Raw genomic sequence first — 6,912 nt, forward strand, 5'->3', positions numbered from 1 at the left:
GCCGCTGGGAGGTTGGGCCGCGGCCCGGCCCCGGGTACGATGACCACACCTGCCCGCCCCCGCCACGCGCTCCGCACCGGAGTCCCTTCGATGCTCACCGTCCCCGGCCCCGCTGCCCGCTTCTGCGACGGTGTTTCTCGGCGGTCGTTCCTCCGGGCCGGGTCGCTCGGCCTCGGCGGGCTCACGCTCCCTGGCCTCATGCGGGCCGAGGCCGCCGCCGGCACGGGGACGCAGAAGTCCGTCATCATGGTCTACCTGTCCGGCGGGCTCGCCCACCAGGACACGTTCGATCTCAAGCCGCACGCGCCGGCCGAGGTCCGCGGCGAATTCAAGCCGATCAGCACGAACGTGCCCGGCGTGCAGTTCGGCGAGCACCTGCCGAAGCTCGCGAAGATGATGGACAAGCTCATCGTCCTCCGGTCGCTCGTCGGCCAGCGCGACGAGCACAGCTCGTGGCAGAGCTACACCGCGACGCCGATGGACACCGCCAAGCGCGAGAACAAGCCGCACTTCGGCAGCGTGGTCGCCCGGCTCCAGGGCCAGACGGACCCGATCACCCCGGCGTTCGTGGACCTGTCGCCGACGATGCAGCACAAGCCGTACAACTCGCCCGGCCCCGGCGCGCTGGGCCGCGCCGCCGCCCCGGTCAAGGTGGACGGCGACGAGATCGCGGTGATGAAGAACCTCACCGTCACCCCGGCCGAACTCCGGAACCGCAAGGCGCTGCTCGAGAACCTCGACGCGTTCCGCAGGGCCGCGGCCGCGAAGCAGACGAACGCGGTGGCCGCCGACACGTTCCACGACCGGGCGTTCGACGTCCTCACGTCGAGCAAGCTGGTCGATGCGCTCGACGTGACCCGCGAGCCCGAGCAGGTCCGCAACCGGTACGGCCGCGGGTCGCCGAAGCACATGGGCGACGGCGCGCCGATGCTGAACGACCAACTCCTGATGGCCCGGCGGCTCGTCGAGGCCGGGTGCCGCGTGGTCACCGTCGCCTACGGGTTCTGGGACACGCACGGCGGCAACTTCAAGCACCTCAAGCAGCACCTGCCGCTGTTCGACACCGGCATCTCGGCGCTCATCGAGGACGTCTACGCCCGCGGGCTCGGCGACGACGTGACCGTGTGCGTGTGGGGCGAGTTCGGCCGCACGCCGAAGATCAACAAGGACGCCGGCCGCGACCACTGGAGCCGGGTGAACTCGGCGCTGCTGGCGGGCGGCGGGATGAAGGTCGGGCAGGTGATCGGGAGCACCGACAGCGCCGCGGCCGAGGTCAAGGACGAGCCGATCCCGTACCCGAGCGTGCTGGCAACGGTGTACAAGAACCTGGGCATCGACCCGCACGCGATGGTGTACGACGTGAGCAACCGCCCGAACCCGATCCTCCCCGGCGGCATCCTGCCGATCGACAAGGTGTAGAGGTGGGCGGGAACCGCGGTTAGAATGGGGTCCGACGCGAACCGGAGGACCGCCGATGACCGCGAACGCACCGCACGCATTCCCTGAGAAGTTGATCCCGCTCCGAACCGAACTCGCCGTGTACGCTCGCGAACTACCGCGCTTGCTCGACGCGGGCGACGCCGGCAAGTATTTCGTGGCGAAGGGCGAGACCGTCCACGGCGTCTGGGACACCTACCACGACGCGATCCAGCACGGGTACGCCGTCGTGCCCGACGGAAGGTTTCTGGCCCAACTCATCGACCCGCGATTCCTGCCCTTGCTCGCTACTTACTTTCAGGTCCCGGAGGAACAAGCTCTCCTGGAGGCTGTTTGATGCCCATCATCGCCCTCAAACAGAGCATTGCCGACGGAATCCAGGTCCGGGTTCAGGTGGGGTTGAGTCGGCACGAGGTGTTGCGGTTGCGAACAGCCCACCAACCAATTCCGCAACCCGTGGTCGTCACCGCCGTCATCGACACGGGGGCCGAGCGGTCGTGCGTTGACCCGCGGGTGATTTCGCAGGCCCAGTTGCCGTACAAGGGAGCCGGGTTCACCAACGCGCCGGGGGTGGAAGCCGGTCCGGCGATCTTCGGTGGTTCGCTCCTCGTTCCGGCCTACGATGCGGGCTTAGTGATCCTGCATCCGTCGGGAAACGCGAGTGACCACTTCGTCATCGCCGAGCTACCGCTGGACGAACTCACACTCGCGACGATGGGCATCGAGGCGGTGATCGGCCGCGACGTGCTGGCGCGGTGCGTCCTCGTGTACGACGGGCCGGCCGGGGGCGCGACCCTCGCGTACTGAGGGCCGCACCCCTCGGGTCACGACTGCAAGTTCTCGAGCATTTCGCGCAGCGGCACGAGGCGCTGGCCGCGGACGTCCTCGATCTTGAACGCCTTCAGGAACCGCCGCCGCAGTTCGGCCTGCAGCTCGTCCACCGCGGACCGCGACGTGCTGGCGAGCGGGATGCACCCGCCGGCCCGCCGCTCGTGGCCCCCGGCCCGCCCGAGCTTGCCGACCACCTGCCGCAGCAGCTCGCCGCCCGAGGCGTGCTCGATCGCCGCCCGCAGCGACAGGATCAGCTTGTCGCCGCACACGCCGCCGCACACCGCCCAGTCGACCTTCTCGAACCGGATCATGAAGTCGACCACCTCGGCGGCCTGCTCCGGCTGCGGGAGGTCGTCGACCCAACTGATGATGAGCCGGTCGTAGATGAACGAGCTCTGCAGCGCCTGGAGCAGCACCTCGAAGTGGCTGTGCGGGAGCCGGGCGTTGCGGATCTGGGCGATCAGGTCCTTGTCGGCGAGCGGGTACAGGAACAGGAGGGCGTCGTCGTCGGCCGGGCCGGCCTCGCGGGGGTAGCCCGTGACCTCGGTCTCGATCCCGTAGAGCAGGGCGGTCGCCACCTTCTCGGTGACCGGCACCTCCTGCTCGATCAGGTACTTGGTGACGACGGTCGAGGTCGCGCCGGCGGTCGCGCGGATGTCGGCGAACGAGACGCGGTCGAGGTCGCCGGGGGTGTCGTGGTGGTCGAGGACCGCGTAGATCGGCAGCACCTCGGGGAACGTGTGCCGCCCGGTGTTGGGCTGGCTGTCGACCATGACGATGGCGTCGTCGGGCCGCCAGTCGACCTCCTCGATCGGGACGAGGTCGAGGTCGAGCCCGTCGACCATGGCCTTGTTCTCGGCCCGGCCGATCAGCCCGTCGCGGGTGAGCAGCGTGGGCTTGGTGAGGCGGTGCTCGACCAGGTGGGCCAGGCCGAGCATGCTGGCCAGCGCGTCCGGGTCGGGGTTGACGTGGGACACGAGGACGACACGTTCCGTGCCTTGCAACCCGGAAAGGAACCGGTCGGACCGGCGGAGGCCGGTGGCGGACCTGGGGACCGTGTCCGAGTCGGCGCTGCGACGCGCCATAAGGGTTGAACCTCCTGCGTTCGGCCCGCCAACTCCTGCGGCGGTGCCGGAGAGATCACGTTGGGCGTCCTGCCCTACCTCCTTTTTACCGTCTCCCGGCCGGCTTGCCAAGCACAGCCGCAGCGGCGGCCTGTCCTAAAACTGGACACCCGAAGGAGTTGCTTCCAGTTGGTATTTCGCAATGTTTCCACCCCGGGGGCCACGGGGTGTGAGATGAGAGCCGGTCTCAACGCCTCACGGCGCCAGCACTTCTCACCGGCTTGGTGGTTGTCCGACCGCGGCCGGCGAGCTATCACACAGGGGACCGCCCGTCCCGCTTCACCCCCGCGAGAGCCACGCAATGAAAGGCCACCCGGACATCATCACCGCCCTGAACGGGGCGCTGACCATCGAGTTGACGGCCATCAACCAGTACTTCATCCAGGCCAAGATGTGCAAGAACTGGGGCTTCATGAAGCTCGCGGCCAAGCACTACGAGGAGTCGATCGGCGAGATGAAGCACGCCGACAAGCTCATCGAGCGCATCCTGTTCCTCGACGGCGTGCCCGACATCGCGCGGTACGACGTGATCCGCGTCGGCACGGCGGTGAAGGAGCAGTTCGAGAACGACCTGAAGCTCGAGACGAGCGGCGTGAAGGCGTACAACGAGCTGGTGAACCTGTCGATCAAGCTGCTCGACAACGGCACCCACAAGCTCGCGCTCGAGATCCTCCACGAGTCGGAGGAGCACGTCGACTGGCTGGAGACGCAGCTGGGCCTGATCGAGAAGGTCGGCGAGCAGAACTACTTGACCGAGCAGATGACCGAGGGGGACGACGCGGACGGCGAGTAGACGGCGAGGTACTGCGTGATCTCGCGGTGGCAGCAGCAGCACCCGTCGCCGGCCTCGGTGTGGGTGCGGACCTCGTTCAGGGTCCGCAGCCCGAGGGTGATCACGGCCCCGATGAGCGCCTCTTCGGTCACGCCGAAGCACCGGCACACGACGCGGTCCGGGCAACTGCCGACGGACGGGCACGACCGGCATTCGCCGCCGCACGGGGGAGTCGTGGTGGGGATGTCGAGGTCGAAGTCCATGACGCGGGACGCGGTTCGGGTGGGATTGAGATTGCGTCTCACGGAATCATAGCCCGCCGCCCCACCCGGTGCAACCCCTCGCAACGGCTTCGCCGAAAAATTCGAAGCGCGAATGTGAACGCAACGCAGACGGCCGCCCCGGTAAGGGCGGCCGTTCGCGTTATCTGGTGCCCGGGTCAGGCCTTCGGCGCTTCCGCGGCCGGGGCCGGTGGGGCCTCGTCGGGCGGCGGCGGGACGAAGATCGCCTGGACCAACAGCAGCCCCGCCCCGACGACGAGGCAGCAGTCGGCGACGTTGAACACCGGCCAGTCGATCTTGTAGAAGAACATGAAGTCGCGGACGCCGTTGAACACGAGCCGGTCGAACAGGTTCCCGAGGGTGCCGCCGAGGATCAGGCCCAGCGCCACCATCAGCCATTTCTCGCGGGCCGTCTTCCGCTGCATCCCCCAGACGAGGATGGCGACGGCGGCCCCGAGGCTCACCACCGCGAACGTGTTGTTCGCGAGCCCCTTGTGCTCCCCGCCCAGGCCGAACAGCGCGCCGTGGTTCACCCGCGGCATCACCGGGGCGCTCCACGTCTGGAGCCCCTCGAACCCGCAGTCGCACAGCTTGGCCGTCGGGTCGAACTGGGCCGTCAGCATGAACCAGTTGGGCACGACGTCGTAGGAGCCCGCGTGGCCCTCGACGACCTGGCCCTCGTTGTACAGCCAGCGGAACACGCGGTACTTGGTGACCAGGTCGGTGGTCAGGCCCACGACCGCGAGGGTCACCAGGAGCCAGCGGTAGGTGCGGTCGTTCATGTCGGTGCCCGCGTCGTGCGAGTGGGATCGGCCGGCTTCACGATAGACCCGGCGGTCGGGGCCGTCAAGGAACCCGGAACCCGCGGACCCGCTATAACCCGCACACTGTCGGGGCTCAACCCGAATCGCGGCGGTCCGGGGCCGACGTGGGCTTGACCCCCGGCCCGCCCGGCGGAATGATACGCCGGGGATCACTCTGACGCACGGATGGTTGTTCGGCTTGTGGCGGTCGCCCGGGTTGTTCCGGGAGTGGGGGCAGGGCATGGGGCGGCACAGTGCCGGACTGATCGCGGCCATGCTGGCGCTCGCCGGGTGCAAGAGCACCACGGACCCGAAGCCGTCCGACCGCGAGCCCGTCGGCGCCCTCAACAGCCGCGCCAAGGACAAGGGCAAGGACGCCGGCAAGGGGCCGGCCTGGCTCGACCCGGTCGCGCGGCTCCCCGGCACGAACACGTCGGTGCCCAAGGGCGGCTCCTGGGCCGACCCCGGTGCCGCGAACTTCGACGCCCGGGCCGAGGCCCAGGACGGCGTCGGCGGCAAGGTGGTGGACGTCTTCAACCGCCCCGCCAAGAACATCTTCATCCGCGTCGAGGCGGTCAACGACGCGCCCGGGGCCGGGGCCAAGGGCATCTACGCCGACAACAACGGGTACTTCTTCACCCGCGGGCTGAAGCCCGGGTCGGTCTACAACCTCACGGCCGAGGCGACGCAGGACGGGCGGCAACTGACCGGGCTCGTGCAGGTGCGGGTGCCGAACCCGGTGCTGACGATCGTGCTCCGCGACGACCTCGGCGCGCCCGGCGGCCCGAAGTCGAACGACAGGCCGGTCGAGGGGTTCCCGCCCCCGCCGGTGCCCGCGGACGGGGACCGCATCCCGTCGGCCGGCGTCGGCCCGCTCTCGCCCGCCCGCCCCGGCGACGGCGCCTACAGTCCCGGGGCCGGGGCCAGCGGGCCGGTGCCCGCGTCGCTCGGCGCGCCGCCCCCGGCCGCCCGGCCGCCCGTGCCCGGAACCGGCGCGATCCCGGAACCCGACGAACTGACACCGACCGGGGGCCGCCCGGCGCGGCCCGAGAACGTCGCCGACGGCCCGCGGTCCCCGTTCGCGCCGCCGGCGGCGAGCATCCCCGGCCCGCCGGTCCCGCAACTGCCGCCGGGGCCGTCCGCCCCGTTCGCCGACCCGAAGCCGGTGAAGACCGGCCGCGGGGTGAGCTTCCGGCTCGTCGACACGATGGAGCGGAACTGGGACTTCCCGACCAACCGCTCGGGCTCGGTCGTGCTGGTCGAGTTCGTGACCACGGTGTGCCCGAACTGCAAGCCCGCGGTGCCGGTCCTCAAGGACCTCCAGTCGAAGTACGGCGCGGCCGGGCTGCAGGTGATCGCGGTGCTGTGCGACGACGTGCCGATCAAGGACCGCGTGGCCGCCGCCGCCCGGTACGCGAAGGCGAACAACACGAACTACCCGCTGTTCGTCGAGCCCGGGGCGCACTCGGGTGCGGTCCGCGACCTGCTCGGCGTCGAGAGCTACCCCCGCGGCGTCCTGCTCAATTCGAGCGGGGCGGTGCTGTGGGAGGGCCACCCCGGGGCGAAAGCGGACCTCGAAGCCGCCGTCCGCAAGGCGCTCGGGAAGTGAGCCGGGTAGGGATCACATTAGTTGGTAGACGTTCGTTTCATGCGGCCGTGGACCG

Annotated in this window: 8 protein-coding genes; 5 read left to right on the forward strand and 3 right to left on the reverse strand. The window is 69.8% G+C overall.

All coding sequences use genetic code 11. The features are described 5' to 3' along the window. Positions 1 to 90: 90 nt before the first annotated feature. Genes ACTIGN_RS27915 through ACTIGN_RS27925 form a run of 3 tightly spaced genes read left to right on the forward strand, consistent with a single transcriptional unit; the run spans position 91 to position 2,244 of the window. Positions 91 to 1,419 (forward strand): DUF1501 domain-containing protein, encoded by a 1,329-nt coding sequence (locus ACTIGN_RS27915; protein ID WP_439630073.1) that lies wholly within the window; start codon positions 91 to 93, stop codon positions 1,417 to 1,419. A gap of 55 nt (positions 1,420 to 1,474) precedes the next feature. After that, entirely contained in the window at positions 1,475 to 1,774 is a 300-nt protein-coding gene (locus ACTIGN_RS27920; RefSeq protein ID WP_439630075.1) for a hypothetical protein, read from the forward strand. Then, positions 1,774 to 2,244 carry a hypothetical protein gene (locus ACTIGN_RS27925; protein ID WP_439630076.1) on the forward strand — a complete coding sequence of 157 codons (471 nt, stop codon included), beginning with the start codon at positions 1,774 to 1,776 and terminating at the stop codon, positions 2,242 to 2,244. Before ACTIGN_RS27920 ends, ACTIGN_RS27925 begins: the two co-directional genes overlap by 1 nt. Positions 2,245 to 2,261: 17 nt before the next feature. Here ACTIGN_RS27925 and ACTIGN_RS27930 read toward each other — a convergent pair whose 3' ends face one another. Then, entirely contained in the window at positions 2,262 to 3,353 is a 1,092-nt protein-coding gene (locus ACTIGN_RS27930; RefSeq protein WP_439630078.1) for a DHH family phosphoesterase, read from the reverse strand. A 340-nt stretch (positions 3,354 to 3,693) separates the two neighbouring features. Between ACTIGN_RS27930 and bfr the strand changes: the two genes are divergently transcribed. Beyond that, on the forward strand, positions 3,694 to 4,185 hold the full coding sequence (gene bfr, locus ACTIGN_RS27935) for a bacterioferritin (RefSeq protein WP_439630080.1): 492 nt from the start codon (positions 3,694 to 3,696) through the stop codon (positions 4,183 to 4,185). Here bfr and ACTIGN_RS27940 read toward each other — a convergent pair. Both ACTIGN_RS27940 and lspA read right to left on the reverse strand, forming a co-directional pair. Further along, positions 4,137 to 4,427, reverse strand: a complete 291-nt coding sequence (locus ACTIGN_RS27940) for a (2Fe-2S)-binding protein (protein ID WP_439630082.1) — start codon at positions 4,425 to 4,427, stop codon at positions 4,137 to 4,139. The genes bfr and ACTIGN_RS27940 overlap by 49 nt on opposite strands. 176 nt (positions 4,428 to 4,603) lie before the next feature. Next, positions 4,604 to 5,227: a signal peptidase II gene (gene lspA, locus ACTIGN_RS27945; RefSeq protein WP_439630084.1), complete on the reverse strand. Its 624-nt coding sequence runs from the start codon at positions 5,225 to 5,227 to the stop codon at positions 4,604 to 4,606. A gap of 262 nt (positions 5,228 to 5,489) precedes the next feature. On the opposite strand from lspA, the gene ACTIGN_RS27950 reads away from it, so the two are divergent. Further along, positions 5,490 to 6,857 carry a TlpA family protein disulfide reductase gene (locus ACTIGN_RS27950; RefSeq protein ID WP_439630086.1) on the forward strand — a complete coding sequence of 456 codons (1,368 nt, stop codon included), beginning with the start codon at positions 5,490 to 5,492 and terminating at the stop codon, positions 6,855 to 6,857. Positions 6,858 to 6,912 lie beyond the last annotated feature (55 nt).

This window comes from Gemmata sp., from assembly GCF_051859125.1.
Taxonomy (GTDB): Bacteria; Planctomycetota; Planctomycetia; order Gemmatales; family Gemmataceae; genus Gemmata.

Bases quoted from the DNA above. Each gene is read 5' to 3' on its own strand.
- ACTIGN_RS27915 (WP_439630073.1), top strand. From the start codon at position 91: ATGCTCACCGTCCCCGGCCCCGCTGCCCGCTTCTGCGACGGTGTTTCT.
- ACTIGN_RS27920 (WP_439630075.1), top strand. From the start codon at position 1,475: ATGACCGCGAACGCACCGCACGCATTCCCTGAGAAGTTGATCCCGCTC.
- ACTIGN_RS27925 (WP_439630076.1), top strand. From the start codon at position 1,774: ATGCCCATCATCGCCCTCAAACAGAGCATTGCCGACGGAATCCAGGTC.
- ACTIGN_RS27930 (WP_439630078.1), bottom strand. From the start codon at position 3,353: ATGGCGCGTCGCAGCGCCGACTCGGACACGGTCCCCAGGTCCGCCACC.
- bfr (WP_439630080.1), top strand. From the start codon at position 3,694: ATGAAAGGCCACCCGGACATCATCACCGCCCTGAACGGGGCGCTGACC.
- ACTIGN_RS27940 (WP_439630082.1), bottom strand. From the start codon at position 4,427: ATGGACTTCGACCTCGACATCCCCACCACGACTCCCCCGTGCGGCGGC.
- lspA (WP_439630084.1), bottom strand. From the start codon at position 5,227: ATGAACGACCGCACCTACCGCTGGCTCCTGGTGACCCTCGCGGTCGTG.
- ACTIGN_RS27950 (WP_439630086.1), top strand. From the start codon at position 5,490: ATGGGGCGGCACAGTGCCGGACTGATCGCGGCCATGCTGGCGCTCGCC.